General features: G+C 61.6%; 23 protein-coding genes and 1 tRNA gene. 11 read left to right on the top strand and 13 right to left on the bottom strand.

The genetic code is table 11. The features are described from left to right. The 3 genes from C1J04_RS03190 to pheS form a co-directional block, all read right to left on the bottom strand. Positions 1-852, bottom strand: a complete 852-nt coding sequence (locus C1J04_RS03190) for an alpha/beta hydrolase family esterase (protein ID WP_009825926.1) — start codon at positions 850-852, stop codon at positions 1-3. Between the two features lie 8 nt (positions 853-860). Next, on the bottom strand, positions 861-1,142 hold the full coding sequence (locus tag C1J04_RS03185) for a YrhK family protein (RefSeq protein ID WP_037954103.1): 282 nt from the start codon (positions 1,140-1,142) through the stop codon (positions 861-863). Positions 1,143-1,207: 65 nt separating this feature from the next. After that, positions 1,208-2,281 carry a phenylalanine--tRNA ligase subunit alpha gene (pheS, locus tag C1J04_RS03180; RefSeq protein ID WP_037954562.1) on the bottom strand — a complete coding sequence of 358 codons (1,074 nt, stop codon included), beginning with the start codon at positions 2,279-2,281 and terminating at the stop codon, positions 1,208-1,210. A 138-nt stretch (positions 2,282-2,419) separates the two neighbouring features. Between pheS and C1J04_RS03175 the strand changes: the two genes are divergently transcribed. Next, positions 2,420-3,643 carry a YbfB/YjiJ family MFS transporter gene (locus tag C1J04_RS03175; protein WP_254655142.1) on the top strand — a complete coding sequence of 408 codons (1,224 nt, stop codon included), beginning with the start codon at positions 2,420-2,422 and terminating at the stop codon, positions 3,641-3,643. Positions 3,644-3,715: 72 nt separating this feature from the next. On the opposite strand, the gene rplT is transcribed toward C1J04_RS03175, so the two are convergent. The 4 genes from rplT to pyk form a co-directional block, all read right to left on the bottom strand. Then, the gene (gene rplT, locus C1J04_RS03170) at positions 3,716-4,081 is read right to left on the bottom strand and encodes a 50S ribosomal protein L20 (protein ID WP_005851211.1); all 366 of its coding nucleotides are present in this window, start codon (positions 4,079-4,081) and stop codon (positions 3,716-3,718) included. Between the two features lie 15 nt (positions 4,082-4,096). Beyond that, the gene (gene rpmI / locus C1J04_RS03165; RefSeq protein ID WP_005851209.1) at positions 4,097-4,297 is read right to left on the bottom strand and encodes a 50S ribosomal protein L35; all 201 of its coding nucleotides are present in this window, start codon (positions 4,295-4,297) and stop codon (positions 4,097-4,099) included. Between the two features lie 131 nt (positions 4,298-4,428). Beyond that, positions 4,429-4,656 carry a hypothetical protein gene (locus tag C1J04_RS03160; RefSeq protein ID WP_005851207.1) on the bottom strand — a complete coding sequence of 76 codons (228 nt, stop codon included), beginning with the start codon at positions 4,654-4,656 and terminating at the stop codon, positions 4,429-4,431. Positions 4,657-4,700: 44 nt separating this feature from the next. Beyond that, positions 4,701-6,146: a pyruvate kinase gene (pyk, locus tag C1J04_RS03155; protein ID WP_005851205.1), complete on the bottom strand. Its 1,446-nt coding sequence runs from the start codon at positions 6,144-6,146 to the stop codon at positions 4,701-4,703. A gap of 280 nt (positions 6,147-6,426) precedes the next feature. On the opposite strand from pyk, the gene C1J04_RS03150 reads away from it, so the two are divergent. Then, a complete protein-coding gene (locus tag C1J04_RS03150; protein ID WP_009825922.1) occupies positions 6,427-6,741 on the top strand; it encodes a DUF1244 domain-containing protein in 315 nt (104 codons plus the stop codon). A gap of 31 nt (positions 6,742-6,772) precedes the next feature. Here C1J04_RS03150 and C1J04_RS03145 read toward each other — a convergent pair whose 3' ends face one another. From C1J04_RS03145 to dgcN, 3 genes are read right to left on the bottom strand one after another with little or no spacing between them, the layout of a single operon-like run. Beyond that, a complete protein-coding gene (locus tag C1J04_RS03145; RefSeq protein ID WP_005851201.1) occupies positions 6,773-7,633 on the bottom strand; it encodes a D-amino-acid transaminase in 861 nt (286 codons plus the stop codon). Between the two features lie 3 nt (positions 7,634-7,636). Beyond that, positions 7,637-8,602 (bottom strand): N-acetyl-D-Glu racemase DgcA, encoded by a 966-nt coding sequence (gene dgcA / locus C1J04_RS03140; RefSeq protein WP_009825921.1) that lies wholly within the window; start codon positions 8,600-8,602, stop codon positions 7,637-7,639. Positions 8,603-8,647: 45 nt separating this feature from the next. After that, positions 8,648-9,649, bottom strand: a complete 1,002-nt coding sequence (gene dgcN / locus C1J04_RS03135) for an N-acetyltransferase DgcN (protein WP_037954561.1) — start codon at positions 9,647-9,649, stop codon at positions 8,648-8,650. A gap of 249 nt (positions 9,650-9,898) precedes the next feature. Here dgcN and C1J04_RS03130 point away from each other — a divergent pair, with 249 nt between their 5' ends. From C1J04_RS03130 to C1J04_RS03120, 3 genes are all read left to right on the top strand, one after another. After that, positions 9,899-10,858 (top strand): L-malyl-CoA/beta-methylmalyl-CoA lyase, encoded by a 960-nt coding sequence (locus C1J04_RS03130; RefSeq protein ID WP_037943086.1) that lies wholly within the window; start codon positions 9,899-9,901, stop codon positions 10,856-10,858. Positions 10,859-10,962: 104 nt separating this feature from the next. After that, complete coding sequence (locus C1J04_RS03125; protein WP_254693847.1) at positions 10,963-11,562, top strand: LysE family translocator; 600 nt, start codon at positions 10,963-10,965, stop codon at positions 11,560-11,562. 64 nt (positions 11,563-11,626) lie between these two features. Next, positions 11,627-12,589 (top strand): acetyl-CoA carboxylase carboxyltransferase subunit alpha, encoded by a 963-nt coding sequence (locus C1J04_RS03120; protein ID WP_005851191.1) that lies wholly within the window; start codon positions 11,627-11,629, stop codon positions 12,587-12,589. A gap of 21 nt (positions 12,590-12,610) precedes the next feature. Here C1J04_RS03120 and C1J04_RS03115 read toward each other — a convergent pair whose 3' ends face one another. Together C1J04_RS03115 and C1J04_RS03110 are read right to left on the bottom strand one after the other, a co-directional pair. Further along, positions 12,611-13,261 carry a GntR family transcriptional regulator gene (locus tag C1J04_RS03115; protein WP_005851189.1) on the bottom strand — a complete coding sequence of 217 codons (651 nt, stop codon included), beginning with the start codon at positions 13,259-13,261 and terminating at the stop codon, positions 12,611-12,613. Positions 13,262-13,317: 56 nt separating this feature from the next. Next, positions 13,318-14,016 (bottom strand): M48 family metallopeptidase, encoded by a 699-nt coding sequence (locus C1J04_RS03110; protein WP_037954100.1) that lies wholly within the window; start codon positions 14,014-14,016, stop codon positions 13,318-13,320. 112 nt (positions 14,017-14,128) lie between these two features. On the opposite strand from C1J04_RS03110, the gene C1J04_RS03105 reads away from it, so the two are divergent. The 4 genes from C1J04_RS03105 (at position 14,129) to C1J04_RS03085 (ending at position 17,013) form a co-directional block, all read left to right on the top strand. After that, positions 14,129-14,455, top strand: coding sequence for a TIGR02300 family protein (locus C1J04_RS03105; RefSeq protein ID WP_005851186.1), 327 nt, complete (start codon positions 14,129-14,131; stop codon positions 14,453-14,455). Positions 14,456-14,571: 116 nt separating this feature from the next. Continuing rightward, positions 14,572-14,647, top strand: a tRNA-Ala gene (locus C1J04_RS03100). Between the two features lie 770 nt (positions 14,648-15,417). Beyond that, entirely contained in the window at positions 15,418-16,011 is a 594-nt protein-coding gene (locus tag C1J04_RS03090; RefSeq protein ID WP_009825915.1) for a TetR/AcrR family transcriptional regulator, read from the top strand. A gap of 21 nt (positions 16,012-16,032) precedes the next feature. After that, positions 16,033-17,013, top strand: coding sequence for a zinc-binding dehydrogenase (locus tag C1J04_RS03085; protein ID WP_009825914.1), 981 nt, complete (start codon positions 16,033-16,035; stop codon positions 17,011-17,013). A gap of 101 nt (positions 17,014-17,114) precedes the next feature. On the opposite strand, the gene pobA is transcribed toward C1J04_RS03085, so the two are convergent. Next, positions 17,115-18,284 (bottom strand): 4-hydroxybenzoate 3-monooxygenase, encoded by a 1,170-nt coding sequence (gene pobA / locus C1J04_RS03080; RefSeq protein ID WP_009825913.1) that lies wholly within the window; start codon positions 18,282-18,284, stop codon positions 17,115-17,117. A gap of 93 nt (positions 18,285-18,377) precedes the next feature. On the opposite strand from pobA, the gene C1J04_RS03075 reads away from it, so the two are divergent. Next, positions 18,378-19,232 carry a helix-turn-helix domain-containing protein gene (locus tag C1J04_RS03075; protein WP_009825912.1) on the top strand — a complete coding sequence of 285 codons (855 nt, stop codon included), beginning with the start codon at positions 18,378-18,380 and terminating at the stop codon, positions 19,230-19,232. Positions 19,233-19,427: 195 nt separating this feature from the next. Beyond that, the gene (locus C1J04_RS03070; RefSeq protein WP_005851174.1) at positions 19,428-20,465 is read left to right on the top strand and encodes a TRAP transporter substrate-binding protein; all 1,038 of its coding nucleotides are present in this window, start codon (positions 19,428-19,430) and stop codon (positions 20,463-20,465) included. Positions 20,466-20,521 lie beyond the last annotated feature (56 nt).

Below are 20,521 nucleotides of genomic sequence, written 5' to 3'. Positions count from 1 at the left end.
CTAGCCCGGTGTTTTGGGCATCAACCCGTCCAGCTGGTAGCCAAGCCATCCGGTCGGGATGAAATGTCCGCCGGTATGGATGTCCAGCGTCACGCTGCGGTCGCCGGCGCAATTGTCCCAGGTGAAATGCGCGAACTCTACCCCCGGGGCGAGGGTCAGCGCGCCATCCAGCCGGCCCTTGCCACAGCGGAACGCCTTGCGCCACAGGGCGACGACATTGGTGGCATCATGTTCGGGCCCGCGCGGCAGGCTCATCCACAGGTCGTTGAGCCCGTGCACATGGCGGACCTGACGCGGCGGATTGGCGCAGGTGCTGGACTGTTTGATCGTGCCCGACATGGTCATCAGCCCCGCGATCCGGTCGCCGCGCGCACAGGCATAGCGCCACGCCATCGCCGCGCCAAAGCTGAACCCCGAGATATAGATCTGGCTTTGATCCACCGGATAGCGTTTCGCCACATCCGCGAGCACCGCATCAGCAAAGGCGATATCCGCAGGGTCATCCTGCCAGAACCGCCACGCCCGATGCTGCGCTGACGGGGCTACCAGCATCACGCCACGGGGCTTTGTCTCGGACCCGATACGCGGATGGTGGATCACCGTCCGCCCGCGCCGCAGGAAAGCGTGAAAGTGCATCATGACAGGCAGGGGCGTCACGCCGTCCCAATCATCGGGCATCAGGATGTTGTAGCTGCGGTCACCTATTTCGCAGACGGTATCCCCACCGCAGGGCGGGAGGGTTTGGGCGGTGGCAACCATTGGCGCGGCAGACAGCGCGCAGGCCAGCATCGCGGCCTGAACAAGTGCTTTTGGCCGCGCGGTCAGCGCGTGGAAAAAGGCGGAGAGGCTCACGGGTTTCTCTAATCCTCAAACCGATGCGCGAGATCGTCCACATCGCCCACGCGATAAAGCTTGATCTCGCGGATCAGACGCAGGGTTGGTTTGGCAGCAAACAGCAGCGACCCGATCAGGAACAGCCATGTGCCCGGCGTAAGCCAAGCGTCGCTAAAGAACATGACCGACCCGACAATAAAGCAAAAAGCGGCCATGAAATCGACAACCGTATGGGCCAACTCGAACCGTGCATAAAGCCTGCGGTGCGTCTCGGATTGGTCCCGACGTTCATTGCGAAATATTTTCATCGGGCCCTGCCCTTGTTCACCGGACAAGCGGCGCGGTGCCCAGCGACGGACACCGCGCCGATCGATTAGCGGCTCAAACCACCATGCAGCGTCGGCTGATCCAAGCTTGCAAACCCGTAGTGGCGCAGCCAGCGCAGGTCAGAATCAAAGAATGCCCGCAAATCAGGAATGCCGTATTTCAGCATCGCGATACGGTCGATGCCCATGCCGAAGGCAAAGCCCTGCCATTCGTTCGGGTCGATCCCGCCCGCTTGCAGCACCTTCGGGTGGACCATGCCGGAGCCCAGCACCTCCATCCAGCCGTCGCCTTCGCCAATGCGCAGCTGTCCGTCGACCCAGGAACACTGGATATCAACCTCTGCCGAAGGTTCGGTGAAGGGGAAATGCGAGGCGCGGAAGCGGGTCTTGATGCCCTCGACCTCGAAAAACGCGCTAAAGAATTCCTCCAGCGTCCATTTCAGGTTCGCCATAGAGATGTCTTTGTCGATCGCCAGACCTTCGACCTGATGGAACATCGGTGTGTGGGTCTGGTCATAGTCAGCACGGTAGACGCCGCCGGGGCAGATGATGCGCAGGGGCGCGCCTTCGGCCTCCATCGTGCGGATCTGCACGGGGCTGGTGTGGGTGCGCAGCACGTGGGGCGGACGGTCGTCGCCCTCGGCACGGGCCATATAGAACGTGTCCATCTCGGCGCGTGCGGGGTGGTGGCCGGGGATGTTCAGCGCGTCGAAGTTATACCAATCGGTGTCGATGCGCGGACCTTCGGCGACCGAAAACCCCAGCTCGGCGAAGATCGCGGTCACTTCCTCGGTCACCTGGCTGACGGGGTGGATCGTGCCCTGACGCGTCGCGCGCGTGGGCAATGTCACGTCCAGCCATTCGCTGCGCAGACGTTCATCAAGGGCCGCATCCCCAAGTGCTGCTTTCTTCGCGGCAATGGCGGAGTTGATCTCGTCCTTGAGCGCGTTCAGCGCGGGGCCGACCGTCTGGCGTTCTTCGGGCGTCATACGGCCCAGCTCGCGCATCTTCAGGGCGACTTCGCCCTTTTTACCCACGGCGGCCAGACGGATGTCCTCCAACGCGGCTTCGTCGGCGGCACCAGCGATCTGGCCCAGATATTTCGCTTTCAGGTCGTCCATATCGGCCTCATGTCTTTTGCTCGGGCCGGTGCTAGCAGAATTGGCCCCGAATACAAGCGGCAGGGCCATTTGAAGCGGGTCTTGTGATGCTGAAACCGCGGGCACATAGTGGCGCAAACCATCAAGGGGGTGCCGCGCGTGGCAGAGATTTTACAACCCGGCGGCAACCCGTCCCTGCCCCGACCTGTCACACGGCCCTGGCTGGCGCTGCTTGGCCTGACGCTGGGGGTGACGGTCACCAACGGGTTCGCGCGCTTTGCCTACGGGCTGATCCTGCCCGCGATGAAGACCGAGCTGGACTGGACCTATGCACAGGCGGGCTGGCTGAACACGGCGAATGCCATCGGCTATATCATCGGCGCGGTGCTGACGCTGCTGCTGATCGGGCGCATCGCGCCTGCGCGGTTGTTCGGGTTCGGCATGGTGACCACGACGCTGACGCTGTTGGCGACGGGGTACGAGGCGACGATGGGCTGGCAGACCTTCTGGCGGATCGCGGCGGGGGTGTTCGGGGCGATGTCCTTTTCCACCGCAGGGGTTCTGACCGCGCGGCTGTTTCCCGGCGACGCGCGCCGCAATGCGCTGGCAATCGCGATCCTGTTCGGCGCAGGGGGCGGTATCGGGATCATGCTGGCAGGCGCGTCCCTGCCCCTGATGATAGAGCTCTGGGGCACCGGATCATGGCGCTATGGCTGGTATATCATCGGCGTGATCAGCGTGGCCTGCCTGCCCCTGTCCCTATGGGCCGCGGCGCGTCTGTCGGTCCCTGCACAGCGCAACACAGCAGCCGGCGGCATCAAGCTGCACCTGATCTGGAGAGAGCTTGCAGGCTACATCGGTTTTGCCATGGGCTATATCGTCTATCTGACGTTCCTGTCTGCGTGGATGACGGATCAACAGGCACCCGCGCTGCTGATCTCGGCGGTGTGGATCATCATGGGGGTGGCGCTGATCGCCTCGCCCTTCGTCTGGCGCGGGGTATTGGCGCGGCACGCCTCGGGCAAGCCCTTGGCGATGATCCTGACCGGCATCGCAATCGGATCGGCGCTGCCGCTCGTCCTGCCTGCGGGTGGGGCCGTGGTGATTTCAGCCGTGGTGTTCGGGCTTTGCGTCTTCATGGCCCCCGGCGCGATCACCAGCTTTATCCGCCAGAACCTGCCTGCCGAAAGCTGGGCCGCCGCGATGAGCCTGTTCACCGTGGTCTTTGCCATCGCGCAGACCGCAGGCCCCTTCGCCGCCGGTGCCTTGGGCGACCTGACGGGCAATATCGGGTCCAGCCTGCTGGCTGCCGCTGCGATCCTGCTGACAGGGGCCGCTGTGGTGGCGTTTCAAAAACCGCTGCCGCAACAAGACCCCGGCTGATCACCGCACAAACGAAAAACGCCGCCCCGATGTCAGGGCGGCGTTCTAAAACTTGGGGTCGGCAAAGGGCGCTTACGCGGCCAGTGCGTCTTGTGCTTGCTTCACGATGGCACCGAATGCTTCGGGCTCGTTGATGGCCAGGTCGGACAGAACCTTCCGGTCCACTTCGATACCAGCCAGGGACAGACCATTGATGAAGCGGCTGTATGTCAGTGCTTCGTCGTGGCTGCGCACAGCGGCGTTGATCCGCTGGATCCACAATGCGCGGAAGTTCCGCTTGCGGTTCTTACGGTCGCGCGTGGCGTATTGGTTGGCTTTGTCGACCGCCTGGCGGGCGACCTTAAAGGTGTTCTTGCGGCGGCCATAGTAACCTTTGGCTGCTTTGATTACCTTTTTGTGACGGGCGTGGGTAACGACACCACCTTTTGTACGGGACATATCGGCTCTCCTATCTTAGCGGTCGTAGGGCATGAAGCCCTTGATGATCTTGGCGTCGGGTGCAGACAAAGCTGTTGTCCCACGCGCGTCACGGATGAATTTTTTCGTCCGTTTGATCATACCATGCTGTTTGCCAGCCTGACCGCCGATGACCTTGCCGGTCGCCGAGATCTTAAAGCGCTTCTTGGCGCTCGATTTCGTCTTCATCTTGGGCATTTCCGTCTCCTTAACTTGAGTTCGGTAAGTGCGCGACTCGGCATGCCACGAAGGCCGGACGCGCGGAACGAAGCTGGCGTATAGGAGGGACAGGGGCCCAAAGCAAGGGCAAAAGCGCGAAACGCCTGCGCTTACCAGAACTTGTAGCGCGCAATCACATGCAAAACGGCGTCTGGCACATCTTCCAACGCATAACCGCCCGGATGGGTGTTGATGGCATAGACGATCATCCCGCCCGCGATCAGCACCGTCAACGCCGACGCGCGCGGCGCACGGCCATCAGAGAAGGCCGACACGACAGAGGGGATAGAAAGCACAGCAAGGGCAAGACCAATCACCAAAATCAGATCAGTATCCATTATTCCTGCCCTTGCTCGATATATTCTTGTTACCTGACCAGAGGTTATTCCGGATCGGTATTAAAAATCAATCGTTCGTCGCAGGGTGCGACGCGCAGGATATTTGTGCTGCCCTCGACGTTGAAAGGCACGCCTGCGGTGACAACGATCATATCCTCCGGCCCGGCATAGCCTTCGTCACGGGCAACGCGTGCGGCGCTGACCACGGCCATCTTGAAGCGTTCCAGCGTGCCGGTCTGAACGCAATTGACGCCCCAGGTGAGCGCCAGACGGCGCGCGGTCTTGACCAGAGGTGACAGCGCGATGATCGGCACCCGCGGGCGTTCACGTGCGGTCAACAGCGCCGTGGTCCCGCTTTGGGTGAAGCAACAGATCGCCTTGATGTTCGCGGTTTCCGCAATCTCGCGTGCGGCGGCAACGATACCATCCGCCACGGTCATGCGGTCCACCTTGCGCGACGATTCGATAATCTGGGTGTAGGTCGGGTCCTGCTCTACCTCGGTGGCCACGTTATCCATCGTGCGCACAGCCTCGACCGGATAGGCACCGGCCGCGGATTCCGCCGACAACATCACCGCATCGGCCCCTTCATAAATGGCGGTCGCGACATCCGATACCTCGGCCCGGGTGGGGATCGGGCTTTCGATCATCGATTCCAGCATCTGCGTCGCCACGATCACCGGCTTTGCCGCCGCACGGCATTTGCGCACCAGTCGTTTCTGGATCGGCGGCACGTTCTGCACCGGCAGTTCAACCCCCAGATCACCGCGCGCAACCATGATACCGTCGCTCACCGCCAGGATGTCCTCGAACCGGTCCACCGCCGACGGCTTTTCGATCTTGCTCAGCAATGCGGCACGGCCCTTGGCCAGGTCGCGCGCCTCGGTCACATCTTCGGGGCGCTGCACAAAGCTCAACGCCAGCCAGTCGACCCCCAGCTCGCACACGAATTCCAGATCGGCGCGGTCTTTTTCCGACAGGGCGGCCAGCGGCAGCACCACATCCGGCACGTTCACGCCTTTGCGGTTAGAGATCACGCCGCCGATCATCACTTCGCACTCCGCGAAATCGGGGCCGCATTCCTTGACCTTCAGACGGATCTTGCCGTCATTGACCAACAGCGATGCGCCCGGTTCAAGCGCCTGGAAAATCTCGGGGTGCGGCAGGCACACGCGGCGGGCATTGCCCTCTGCCTCGTCCAGATCCAGCCGGAAGGACGCGCCCTCGACCAGCAATTCGCTGTCCCCTGAAAAGACACCCACACGCAGCTTTGGCCCCTGAAGATCCGCAAGGATACCGATCGTGGATCCCGTTTCCTCTTCGATCTGGCGGATGATCTGGTGCTTGATCCGGATTTCGTCATGGCTGCCGTGGCTCATGTTCAACCGGAACACATCCGCGCCCGCGTGAAACAGTGCCGATATCGTCTCGTGCGTGTCCGAGGCCGGACCCAAGGTGGCAACTACTTTGACATTCCGCGTGCGTTTCATACTGGTGACGTCCCTTTTCATCTGCGGGCTTTGGCAGCCCCTGCGCTCATTGCCACGGGTCTAACACGCGCGGCGGTCAGAGTGGATAGTAAATAAGTTAGCGTTAACATGTGTTAGCGTTAACACTTAGCGAAGATCGCCCGCCCCGTCTATGCCCACCACAGTATGACAGCACGATGACAGCGGGCGGCGGAAGGCCGCGCCACATTCACGGCCCGCCGCCTTGAACCCTAACCGGCCAGCCCATAGCTTGGCCCCACCCCACACGCAGGAGAGCATAATGCCCACACAACAGGAAATCGAACTTCAGGCTGCGGCGTTTCGCCGGCTGCAACAGCACCTGATGCAAGACCGCACGGACGTGCAGAACATCGACATGATGAACCTGGCCGGATTTTGCCGCAACTGCCTGTCGCGCTGGTATCAAGAAGCCGCAAACGAACGCGGGATCGACATGGGCAAGGAAGAAGCGCGCGAGCTGTTCTACGGCATGACCATGGACGCATGGAAAGCCAACTATCAGACCGACGCGAAGGACGCGCAGAAAGAGGCGTTCAAGGTCGCCTTCGAACAGAACGTCGGCGAAAAGGGCTGACCGCGCGCAGCCAGCCCCTTGGCAAGGCGGGTTAGACCGCCGCCTTGCGCATCTCGTCCAGATAGATCTCGCGCAGACGCGGCGCGACCTTGCCCGGTGTTCCATCGCCCAAGGCCACGCCGTCGATCTCGACCACGGGCATGACAAAGGCGCTGGCGGAGGTGGTAAACGCCTCATCCGCCTGCTGCGCTTCGTGGATGGTAAAGTTACGCTCTTCCACCACCATCTGCGCCTCTTTGGCGAAACGCAGAACCGCAGCGCGGGTGATGCCGTGCAAAATCTCGTTGCTCAGGGCGCGGGTGATGATCTTGTTGCCCATCACGATATAGGCGTTATTGCTGGTGCCTTCGGTGACAAAACCGTCCTCGACCATCCAGGCATCATCGCAGCCCGCCTTCTTGGCCATCATCTTGCCCATCGACGGGTACAGCAGCTGCACCGTCTTGATGTCGCGACGGCCCCAGCGGATGTCTTCGATGCTGATGATCTTGGCACCTTTCTTGGCGGCGGGGCTGTCGGCCAGACCCGGCTTGGACTGGGTAAACAAGACAATCGTCGGCTCTGTCGTCTCGGGATCGGGGAAGGCAAAGTCGCGGTCCCCGTCCGATCCGCGGGTGATCTGCAAATAGATCAGCCCCTCGTCGATCTCGTTCACGCGCACCAGCTCGCGGTGGACCTCCAGCAGGTCCTCCTTCGAGATCGGGTTGCGCATCTGTAGCTCGTTCAACGATCGGCTGAGCCGGATGGCATGGCCGTCAAAGTCGATCAGCTTGCCGTCCAGCACGCTGGTGACCTCATAGACCCCGTCCGCCATCAGAAACCCGCGATCAAAGATCGAAACCTTGGCTTCGGTCTCGGGCAGGTATTCGCCGTTCACATATACAGTCCGCATGTCTTATCCCCAAAGCTTGGCCGCAGGCGGATGCACCCCGGCGGCGTCAAATGTCAAAGCGTTCTCGCGGTCTTCGGCCAGAAGCAGCGGGCCGTCAAGGTCCACGACCTTTGCCCCCTGCGCCACCAGCACCGCCGGCGCCATCGCAAGCGACGACCCGACCATGCACCCCACCATGACCTCATAGCCCTGCGCGACAGCCGCATCGCGCAGCGCCAGCGCCTCTGTCAGACCACCGGTCTTGTCCAGCTTGATGTTGACCACATCGTATTTGCCTTTCAGCGCAGCAAGGCTCGCACGGTCATGGCAGCTTTCATCGGCACAGACCGGCACGGGCCGCTCCATCCCGACGAGCGCATCGTCATCCCCTGCGGGCAAAGGCTGTTCAACCAATGACACACCCAGCCGCACCAGATGCGGGGCAAGATCGGCGTATACCGCGGCCGACCAGCCCTCATTCGCGTCGATGATGATCTGCGCATCAGGCGCACCGGCGCGCACGGCCTCAAGGCGGGGCATATCATCCGGCGTGCCCAGCTTGATCTTCAACAGCGGGCGATGCGCATGCAAGGCAGCCTGTTCGCGCATCTTTTCGGGGCTATCCAACGACAGGGTAAAGGCCGTGATCTCGGGCTCCGGTCGCGCCAGCCCCGCCAGTTCCCACACAGGTTTGCCCGCCTGCTTGGCTTGCAGATCCCATAGGGCACAATCCACTGCATTGCGCGCGGCACCAGCCGGCAGCAGGTCATACAGTGCATCACGCGTCAGCGGCCCGCTCAGCGCTTCGATCTCTGCCGTGACCGACTCCAGCGTCTCGCCATACCGGGCATAGGGCACACATTCGCCCCACCCCGTCGCGCCGCCATCGGTGATCCGCACCGTGAGCACCTGCGCCTCGGTCCGCGATCCACGCGAAATGGTAAAGACCTGCGCCAGCCGAAAGACATCCCGGCTTACCTCAATACGCATATCCGCTCCTTCATTTTGCCACTTAAACTCTCCCCGAAGGGCCGATCAGAGGGCTGCCAAAGCCTCCGCCAATCTCGCGGCACCTTGGCGGAACGGGTCCACGGCTGGCAAGCCCAAGCGTTGTTCAACCTCGGCCAGATAGGCGTCTGCCTCTGCCTCCGACAGATGCTGGGTATTGATCGAGACACCGACCACCTGACAGCCTGCGTTGGCAACCTTTGCCAGCGTCAGTGCAACATCGCGCACTTCTTCCAACGTGGGCAGCGTGTAGTCGGGCAGTCCGCGCATGGTCTTGCGGGTCGGCTCGTGGCACAGGATCAACGCATCGGGTTGGCCGCCGTGGATCAGCGCCATGGTGACGCCGGAATAGGACACGTGGAACAGGCTGCCCTGCCCTTCGATGATATCCCAGTGATCATCGTCATTGTCGGGGGTCAGATACTCGATCGAGCCGGCCATGAAATCCGCGATCACGGCATCCAAAGGAACACCTTCGCCGGTGATCAGGATACCGGTCTGGCCCGTCGCGCGGAAGCTGCTTTTCAGCCCCATCTCTTTCATCGCCGCGTCCAGCGCCAGCGCGGTATACATCTTGCCGACCGAACAATCGGTGCCGACCGCCAGCACGCGCTTGCCGCTGCGTTTGACGCCATTCGCAATCGGGTACTGCACCGACGGGATACGCACGTCATGCAAGCTGCGCCCGTGCTTCTCGGCGGCGGCCACGAGCTCTGGCTCGTTGCGCAGCAGGTTATGCAAGCCGGATGCCAGATCGAAGCCGGCCTCCAGCGCGTCGACCAGCACGGCGCGCCATGTGGCGCTGATGGTGCCCCCGCGGTTGGCGACGCCAATCACCAAGGTCTGCGCGCCTGCCTCTTTCGCTTGCGCAAGCGTCATATCGGTCAGACCCAGATCCGCCTTGCACCCGTCCAGCCGCAGCTGACCGACGGCGTTTTCAGGACGCCAGTCCTTGATGCCCTGCGCCACTTTAACCGCAAGGTGATCCGGCGCATCGCCCAGAAAAAGAAGATAAGGTGTTTTGATCATGATCACATGCTCCTGCAATTTGGCTTTGGCTCAGTTTCGCAGCCTTTCGGCGCGATAAGGTTGCAAATGAGTGGTAGACGCAAGAGACGGCGCGGGAATTTTGCAGGTATTGGCCAATGCGAGCAAGAACTGTGCACAGAAATTCAGCCCCCGATGCTGCAGGTGCGAGATCACCCTTGCAGGGCGCAGCGCAATTTAATACCACCCAAGGCAATCAAGTCGTAACTTTATTACCCAAGGATTCCGCATATGAGCTTTCGCATCCAGCCTACAGCACCTGCACGTCCCAACCGCTGCCAATTGTTCGGCCCCGGTTCGCGCCCGGCAATCTTCGAAAAAATGGCAAGCTCTGACGCCGATGTGATCAACCTTGATCTGGAAGACAGTGTGGCCCCCACGGACAAGGACAGCGCCCGCGCCAATATCATCAAGGCGATCAGCGATGTAGACTGGGGCGACAAAACACTGTCCGTGCGGATCAACGGGCTGGATACACCTTACTGGTACCGCGATGTCGTCGACTTGCTGGAGCAGGCGGGCGAGCGTCTGGACCAGATCATGATCCCCAAGGTCGGCTGCGCCGCTGACGTCTATACCGTCGACGCGCTGGTTACGGCGATCGAAACCGCCAAGGGCCGCACCAAGAAAATTTCGTTCGAGGTGATTATCGAATCGGCCGCAGGCATCGCCCACGTCGAAGAGATCGCCGCCGCCAGCCCGCGCCTGCAAGCGATGAGCCTTGGTGCCGCCGACTTTGCCGCCTCGATGGGGATGCAGACGACCGGCATCGGTGGCACGCAGGAAAACTATTACATGCTGCGCGACGGCGCGAAGCATTGGTCTGATCCGTGGCATTGGGCGCAGACCGCCATTGTCGCCGCCTGCCGGACCCACGGCGTGTTGCCGGTCGATGGTCCGTTCGGTGATTTCTCGGACGACGAAGGCTACCGCGCGCAGGCGCGCCGGTCGGCGACCCTAGGCATGGTCGGAAAATGGGCCATTCACCCCAAGCAGATTGCCGTCGCGAACGAGGTGTTCACCCCCTCTGACGAGGCCGTCGCCGAAGCGCGCGAAATTCTGGCCGCGATGGAAACAGCCAAGGCCAACGGCGAAGGTGCGACCGTCTACAAGGGTCGTTTGGTCGATATCGCCAGCATCAAACAGGCCGAAGTCATCGTGCGCCAGTCCGAAATGATCGCCTCGCGCTAACCCCGCACTACTGAGCAGCGGCGCGAGGCGACCCTCGCGCCGCGCCATCTCCCCCGCTGCAAAGCGGGCTTGGCATGCCCCGCGGCTTGGGGCATCAAGGCAGCATGACCATCGATGTCCTCTCTGCGCTCGCGCTTTTCGCGCTGATCACCTCTATCACGCCGGGGCCGAACAACCTGATGCTGATGGCATCGGGCGCAAATTTCGGCTTTGCGCGCACGGTCCCGCATATGATGGGCATCACCCTTGGTTTCATGGTCATGTTGCTGCTGGTGGGCTTTGGCCTGATCCGCGTGTTTGACGCCTTTCCCGTCATCTATTCGGTGCTCAAGATCCTGAGCCTGATCTATCTGATCTACCTTTCCTATAAGATCGCCACCGCCGCCCCGGTGCAAAGCGCAGACCCCAACGCCAAACCGCTGAGCTTTCTGCAAGCGGCGGGGTTTCAATGGGTCAACCCCAAGGCCTGGGCCTTCGGGCTCAGCGTCATCACGATCTACGTGCCCTCTGCCGGCATATTGCCGCTGGTGATCACGGCGCTTGTCGTGGCGGTGATGGCGCTGCCGTCGGTCACCCTTTGGACCCTTCTTGGCGGGCAGATGGCCCGTTTTCTAACCAATCCCCGGCGTTTGCGGGTGTTTAACGTGACAATGGCCGCGCTGCTCGTGGCGTCGCTGCTGCCCGCCCTTTGGCCGGCCAGCTGACAGGTTCCGTTGCAAAGACCGCAAATCAACGCCATATAGCCCTGAACAAAGCGCGGAGCAGGTGATGACACAGTATCTGGATTTCGAAAAACCACTGGCCGAAGTTGAAGGCAAAGCGGAAGAGCTGCGCGCTCTGGCGCGGTCCTCCGAAGGGATGGACGTAAGCGCCGAAGCCAAAACGCTGGACGAAAAAGCCCACCAAATGCTTGACGATCTGTACAAGTCGTTGACGCCGTGGCGCAAATGTCAGGTGGCACGTCACCCCGACCGGCCCCATTGCAAAGACTATATCGAGGCCCTTTTTACCGAATACACCCCGCTGGCGGGGGACCGGAATTTTGCCGATGATCTTGCGGTCATGGGCGGTCTGGCACGGTTCAACGACACGCCTGTCGTCGTGATCGGCCATGAAAAGGGCAACGACACCAAATCCCGCATCGAACGCAATTTCGGCATGGCCCGCCCCGAAGGCTACCGCAAAGCCGTGCGACTCATGGAACTGGCCGACAAGTTCGGGCTGCCCGTGATCACGCTGGTGGACACCCCCGGTGCCTACCCCGGTAAAGGCGCGGAAGAGCGTGGCCAATCCGAAGCCATCGCCCGCGCGACCGAGAAATGTTTGCAGATCGGTGTGCCGCTGGTGTCTGTCATCATCGGTGAAGGTGGGTCAGGCGGGGCGGTTGCCTTTGCCACGGCGAACCGCGTCGCCATGCTGGAACATTCCGTCTATTCCGTGATCTCGCCCGAGGGCTGTGCATCGATCCTGTGGAAAGATGCCGAGAAAATGCGCGAGGCCGCCGAAGCGCTGCGCCTGACCGCGCAAGATCTGAAACAGCTGGGCGTCAACGACCGCATCATCCCCGAACCCCGTGGCGGCGCGCATCGGGATCGGAAAGAGGCAATTGCATCGGTGCGCAAGGCGATTGCCGCGATGCTGGATGACCTGTCGGGCAAAGACCCGAAGGCGCTGGTGGCAGATCGTCGCAAGAAATTCCTCGACCTCGGGGCCAAGGGGCTGGCGGCGTAATCTACGCCGCCCGCTGGCGCGTCACGTCGCCAGCATCCGCAGACCTTGGGTCACGTCGGTGCGCACTGCCAGCCGCAGACCGGGTTCGTCGCCCGCGCGCAGCGCCGCGATAATCAGCTTGTGGAAGTGCGGCGGCTCTGTCCGTCTGAGCCGCCCGTAAAGCGCCCGCATCGTCGGGCCCATCTGCAGCCAGACCGTTTCCGCCATCGCCAGCATCGCAGGGGCCTGCGCCCGCAGGTACAGCGTGCGATGAAACTCCAGATTGGTGCGAATATAGCTCACCGCGTCACGGTGGATCACCGCATCCGAGATGGCATTGTTGATCGCCTGCATCCGGTCGATCAGCGCAAGGTGGGCCCGCGGCAGGGCGCGGCTCGCAAGCTCCACCTCGATCAGGGCACGCAGAGCGGCCAGTTCCTCGATCCGTTCGTTGCTCAGCTCCGGCGTCGATATCCGGCCAGAGGCCGACATGGTCAGCGCCCCTTCCGCTGCCAGCCGTCGCACGGCCTCGCGGGCGGGGGTCATCGACACCTCGTATTCCTTGCCGATTCCCCGCAGGGTCAGCGCCTGCCCCGGGGCCAGATCGCCGTGCATGATGCGGGTCCGCAACTGCCGATAGACACGGTCATGGGCCAAAGGATGCGCATCAAGGGGGCGAGGGTTCAGGTTCATATCGCCGTTGTGATCACGAATCGCCGCTGCGTCAATGTCGCAAACGCGGGCGAGGTCTATGCCTGCGTGGTAAACTTGAACCGGTGCAGGTCGCTGCCGTGGGTGCGCAGCCAGCCGCGCGCCTCTTGATAGGGGCCATAAATCCGCTCGACCTCGGCCCAGAAGGCGGGCGAATGGTTCATCTGCGCCAGATGCGCGACCTCGTGGGCAGCGACGTAATCCAGCACATCGGGCGGCGTCAGGATCAAGCGCCACGAAAACATCAGCCCCCCGTCCGAGGTGCAAGACCCCCACCGTGACCGCGTATCCCGCAAGGTTAGCTTGCTGTACGGCCGCCCCAGCAGCGCACTATAATCGTCGCAGGCCCCGGTCAGCCGGTCCCGCGCGAGCTCTTTCAAATGCGCAGCGAGCCGGGTCGGCACACGTGCCGCCGGGCCGGGCACGGAAATCGTATCGGTCCCCAGCACCACCCGTCTGCCCTGCCCGGCCTCCACCCGCAGCATCCGACCGCCCAAGGGAAACTCTGCCCCGATGCCCACCAGAACATCAGCGCCACGCGCGTCCAGATGTTGCCGAATCCACGCCTCTTTCTCGCGGGCAAAGGCGATTCCCTCTGCCTCTTTCAAGCGTTTCGGCATGGTAAGCGTCACCCGCCCATCCAACTGCGATATCCGCAATGATATCCGCCGCGCCCGCGCAGAGCGGCGCAGGATCAGCGGGATAGGCGGGTTTCCGGGCAGGACAGGATCAGGCATTTCAGGGTTCCGGGTCGCGATGGGGTGGCGATTGCCTTTGACAGTGCCTATCTCATATGGCACTTGGCCTGAATCATCTATACGCAACAACACTTTCAAAAAGGGGACTTCGATGCCCAATGAAGAATGGGGAACCAAGCGCCTGTGCCCCACAACGGGCAAGCGGTTCTACGACCTGAACAAAGATCCGATCATCAGCCCTTACTCCGGCGAAGTGGTCGAGGTGGATAACTCCAAATCCCGCATGATCGCAGCAGATGCCGAAGATGCCGTCACCGCCAAAGCCAAAAAGGGCGATGTGGATGATGACGAGACATTGGTAGATGACGACGATGTAGATGTGGATCTGGACGACGACATCCTGGACGATGACGACGACGATGATGATACCGTTCCACTCGAAGAAATCGCCGACGTTGCATCCGACGACGAAGATTGATTGAATTTTGCGAGGGCGGGATAGATTTTCCTCTTGATCCCGCCTTCGCGACCGCCTATTCAGCGGCGCATCGGCCTTGAACGGTTGATACACTTCCCGGATCTCTGATCCACGATGGGGCCTTAGCTCAGCTGGGAGAGCGCCTGCATGGCATGCAGGAGGTCAGCGGTTCGATCCCGCTAGGCTCCACCAAACCTTCACCGAACATTCCAGCATATACGGCACGCACCACGCGAGGCTGACTGACGCGCGTCCGCGAGGCGGACACTCTGAGACAGCGGTTCGATCCCGCTAGGCTCCACCAAACCTTCACCGAACATTCCAGCATATACGGCACGCACCACGCGAGGCTGACTGACGCGCGTCCGCGAGGCGGACACTCTGAGACAGCGGTTCGATCCCGCTAGGCTCCACCAAACACCACCCTACATTCCAGCATACACGTCACGCACCGCGCGAGGCTGACTGACGCGCGTCCGCGAGGCGGACACTCTGAGTCAGCGGTTCGATCCCGCTAGGCTCCACCAAACTTCCCCCTATATTCCAGCACACACGTCACGCACATCGCGCGGCTGACTGACGCGCGTCAGCGTTTTCGACGCATCGCAAGCCTACCTACGTATACAACGCCCGCGGTCACGCTGACGGCGGCGAAGACCCATCCGAACGCCACGAGCAGCTTGTGCCGGATTGGGTGATAATTGCGGAAATAGGCCCATGTGTCGGCGAAGGGGATGCTTTCGACCCAGTGCTGCACCGCAAGGAATGCGATGATCCCAAGACAAAGCACGCCTGAGACGCAAAACACCCATATGACCGCTCGGTCCGACACCTTTCCCATTGCGCACCCTGCCCCTTGAAACGCCGCCCCATCCCAAGCTGTACGGCAAGGAGCAGCCGCGCACAAAATTAAATTGGCCGCACCACTAGACGACCGGTCTATTACTTCTTACCTCCCCCGTATGACAGAGCAAAAGAAATCAGATCAAACGCGGCAAAAAATCCTGACCGCCGGACGTGCGCTGATCAGCAAGCACGGGTTTGGCGCGGTTGGCCTGGCGCGCATCCTGAGGGAAAGCGATGTCCCCAAGGGGTCGTTCTATTATTACTTTCCGTCCAAGGATGTCTTTGGCCAGGCTTTGTTGCACGACTATGTCGACGATTATCTGGCGCGCATGGATGCGCTGTGCAGCGGGCCGGGTTCTGCCCGTGACAAGCTGCTGTCGTTCTGGTCGGCGTGGCTGGCCCATGCCCATTCCGAAGGCATCGCCAACCAGTGCCTCGTTGTGAAGCTTGGGGCCGAGGTTGCCGATCTGTCCGACGACATGCGCCGCATCTTGGATGATGGCGTGGCGCAGTTGGTCGGCCGCATTGCGCAGCTGCTGGTTGCCGGGGCGGAAGAAGGCTCAGTCCCGCCGGTCGATGATCCGCGGGCAGCAGCGCAGATGCTCTATGCCAAGTTTCTGGGGGCCGCGATCCTGTCGAAACTGTCGCAGGATCAGGTCCCGTTGCAGCAGGCTTTGTCAGAAACCACCGATTTTCTAACCATACGATAACCACAAGAAAGCGAGACCACCATGAAAGCAGCAGTGCACAACAGCTTTGGCGAACCGATCGACGTCATCGAAGCGACCGATGTCGACACCCCCACCGCAGGGGCGGGCGAGGTTCTGGTCAAGATGACCCTGTCGCCAATCCACAACCACGATCTTTGGACCATCCGCGGGAACTACGGTTACAAGCCCGAGCTTCCCGGCGCGATTGCCGGCAGCGAAGCGCTTGGCACCGTCGAGGCTGTCGGTGAAGGCGTGGACGACGCGATGATCGGCCAGCGTGTGTCGATTGCGGGCGTGCATGGCACATGGGCCGAATACTTCGTCGCCCCCGCCACTGGTGTTCTGCCCCTGCCGGACGTGATCTCGGACGTTGCTGGCGCACAGTTGATCGCGATGCCCTTCAGCGCCATCTCTCTGCTGGAAACGCTCAAGGCGCAGAAAGGCGACTGGATCGTCCAGACCGCTGCAAACGGGGCCGTCGGCAAGATCATGACCACGCTCGCCAAAAGCCGCGGCATCAACCTGCTGAACCTCGTGCGGCGCGAAGACGCTGTGAAAGAGCTGACGGATCTGGGCATCGACAACGTGCTGTCGACCTCGGAAGCGGGCTGGCAGGATAAAGCGCGCGAGATCATCGGCGAAAAAGGGGCCGCATCCGCAATCGATTCCGTAGGGGGCGATATCTCGGCTGATCTGGTCGATCTGCTGGGACTGGACGGAGAGCTTGTCGTGTTCGGCACCGCGACCGGTGCGCCGATGCCGCTGAACTCTGGCGCGCTGATCATGAAGCACATCACCGTCAAAGGCTTCTGGGGCTCCCGCGTGAGCGGCGACATGGACCCCGAAGAGCGCAAGCGCCTGATCACTGAACTGGTCACGCTGGTCGCCAAAGGCGAATTGGTGTTGGAAGACGGTGGGCAGTTCGGGCTGGATGATCTCTCCGCTGCGCTGAAAGCCTCGCTGACACCGGGCCGCCCCGGCAAGGTGATGATCCGCGGCTAAACGCAGCCGAATACCACAGCACCAAACGGGGCGGCCCTTGATCCGGGATCAAGGGTCGCCCTGCTTTCATTTCGGCACCCTAGTTTGGGCGGCCGCGATCTTTAGAACGGCAGCCCCGTATAATTCTCTGCCAGATCGCGCCGTGCTGTTTCGCTTTGCGCCAGATGGGCCAGCGACGCCCGCCGCATCTGCGGGGCGAAACTGTCTTCGCCCTCGAACTGATGCAGCATTGTTGTCATCTGCCAGCTGAACCGCATCGCCTTCCAGATCCGCGACAGCGCGTGGGCGGAATAACCGTCAACCCCGCTGTGATCCCCTCGCTTCAACGCGGCAATCAGCGCGTCATGCAGATAGAAGACATCGGACACCGCGAGGTTCAGCCCCTTGGCACCGGTGGGCGGTACGATATGCGCGGCATCCCCCACCAGAAACAGGTTTCCCCACCGCAAAGGCTCGCTCACGAAAGAGCGCAGCGGCGCAATGGATTTCTCGATCGACGGGCCGGTCACGAGCGCCTCTGATACAGGTCGCGGCAAACGTTGCTTTAGCGCCTCCCAGAAGCGGTCATCGCTCCAATCCTCGACCTTTTCGGTCGACGACACCTGAATGTAATAGCGGCTCAGGCTTGCGCTGCGCATGGAGGCCAGAGCGAAGCCCTGCGCCGAACTGGCATAGATCAATTCATCGTTCACCGGTTTCGTGCGCGACAGAATGCCCAGCCATCCAAAGGGGTAGACCCGTTCAAACTCCCGACGTTTGGCAGCGGGGATCGTCGCGCGGCTGACACCGTGGAACCCATCACAGCCCGCGACGTAAGTGCAGCTGATCTCTTGCCGCTTGCCGTCTTTGGTGAAGGATACCGTGGGCGCATTGCTGTCCGCACCGTCGATCACCACATCCTCGACCTCGTGAATGATCGTGGTGCCCATCCGGTCCTGTGCGTCGTACAGATCGCGGGTGACCTCTGTCTGGCCATAGACCATGACCTTCTTGCCGATGAGCTTGTGGAAATCGATATGCACCATCAGGTCGTTGTCGGTCAGGTAGCAGCCTTTGTGCGGCAAGCCCTGCTGGTCCATCCGCGCACCGACACCGGCATGGCGCAGCAGGTTCATTGTGCCGTCTTCAAGCACGCCCGCGCGGATGCGGGACAGCACGTGTTCACGGGTGGTCCTTTCAAGCACGACAGTGCTGACGCCTGCGTCGTTCAGCAATTGCGACAGCAGCAAGCCCGATGGCCCGCCGCCAATAATGACGACTTCCGTTTTCATACAGCTGCTCCCTGCCCGATTTTCGGGTTAACCTATTGTACGGAACGTGCATGATGAATGGATCGCTAGCGCAATTGCTGGTACAATCCGTGCATGACAGAGCTTTCCCCGATCCCCAGCTATGCGCTTTTTGGCGAAACCAAAGGCTTTCCCGATGTTCTCCATTGCGAACGGATCAAGGACCGCGCACCGGATCACGCGTGGCACATCGCGCCACATCGGCACGCGCAATTGGCGCAGGTGCTCTACATCCTTTCGGGGGGTGGCACGGCGAATATAGATGGCGACCGATTTGCCCTGACGCAGGGATCGGTCGTCTTTATCCCGCCCCGCATGGTGCATAGTTTCGACTTCGCGCCCAATACCCAAGGCATGGTGCAATCCTTTCCCATTGCGATCCTGCACAGCATCGGGCCCGTCAATGCCGAGGTCGCACAGGCGCTGACCAAGCCGACGGTTGGTCGCGCCGCGGGCCCGCTGATCGCGCTGATGACCCAGCTGGAAACCGTGGCGGCCCAGACGGGTGCGCCGTTTCGGGCGCAGATTGCCGTGGGCTTGGGGCATGCGGTTCTGGCCAGCATCGCGGCATGGGGGACCACGCAAAACCGCAGCAACGACGCACCGCAAGATGATCGCCTGTTGCGGCTCGACCAGCTTATCGGCGATCCGGGCAGTGCGGGCTGGACGGCCAAGGACTTTGCCAGCACCCTCGGGATCAGCACCGGACATCTGTCGCGCCTGTGCCGCGCGGCAAAGGGGCTGTCCGCCACCGCCTACATCGAAGCCCGCCATGTCGAGGAAGCCTGCCGCATGCTGGCCTTTACACGCCTGTCGGTGGCCGAGGTTGGCTACCGTCTGGGGTTCGCCGATCCGTCATATTTCTCGCGCCGTTTCCGCACCGTGCAGGGGGTGACCCCATCGCAATACCGCCAGCAATTCGTAACCTGAGATCGCGGCCAAAGGACCGCAGGTTGAAGTCTCGGCAAATCAGTGCTCACAAAACTGACAAATGTCAGAATTATTATCCGTTATCGCTAACAGCCGTTTGACCTGCCCCAAATGATACGTGAAGGTGACGTTAGGGAGCCTGCGCAACCCGTGCCGCGCAGATAAGAGAAACCGAAGTTTCTGGGAGGAAATAGAATGACAAAAGGCAATATGAACCGTCGCACCATGCTGCGCGGCGCTGCTCTTGGCGCGTTGGCGACACCGGCGCTGGTCGGCAAAGGGATCGCGCAGGGCAAGGTCAACTGGCGCGTGCAAGCGCATTGGCCCAAAGCGTCCAGCTCTTTCACCGACAGCCTTGGCAAACTGGCCGAAGTGCTTGAGACGCGCACCGAAGGCGCGTTCAAGATGGATCTGCTGGGTGCCGGCGAATTCGCCAAAGGCCCCGACATCTACAATATCGTGCGCAAGGGCGTGGTGCCGATGGGGACGGTCAGCCCGTCCTATGTGCAAGATCAGGCGCAGGCCGCGTCCTTCCTGTTCGGCATCCCCGGCACCTTCCGTCAGGCTTGGGAAATGGAGCACGCGGTCAAGAACCTTGGCCTTGAGGCGCTGGTGAACGAAGACCTGAACGCCGATGGTGTAATGATGAAGACGGAAAAGGTTCTGCCCGTCGAAATCGTCGTGTCGAAAAAGATCGAATCCGCCGAAGACTTCAAAGGGCTCAAGCTGCGGTCGTCGGGCACGATGCTGGATTACCTGCAATCCGCTGGTGCCGCGCCGCAATACATCCCCGGGTCCGAACTCTATCAATCGCTCAGCTCGGGCGTTGTGGATGGCGCGCATTGGGGCGCTGCTGTGGGGGCGAAGTCCATGTCCCTCTGGGAGGTCTGCAAATACCACTACAAACCCGCGCTTGGTCAGACCACCGACGCCTTCATCCTGAATATGGAGGCCGTCGACGGGCTGGAGGACGATCTGCGCACTGCCCTGCTCGACACGATGGAGACGCGCTTCTTCCAGCGGTCGGCCGAATACCAGCACGCCGAAGCCATCGCGATTTCTTCGGGCATCGCCGAGAACGATATCGAGGTGTCCGAACTGCCCGACGACGTTCTGGCGATCCTTGCCGATGCCTCGGCCAAGATCCTCGACACAGAGGCGCAGAAAGGCGAACGCGCGGCGAAGGCGGCGGATATCTACAAAACCTTGATGACCGACCTCGGCTACCTCTAGGGGCCTGATCCGGGGGCTCGACCCCGGTGATGCCACAGTGAAAATCAATGTAGCCG

It is taken from the genome of Sulfitobacter sp. SK025, from assembly GCF_003352105.1.
GTDB lineage: Bacteria > Pseudomonadota > Alphaproteobacteria > Rhodobacterales > Rhodobacteraceae > Sulfitobacter > Sulfitobacter pontiacus.
Note: the sequence above shows the minus strand (reverse complement) of the source record. Positions and strands in the feature narration are given on the sequence as shown.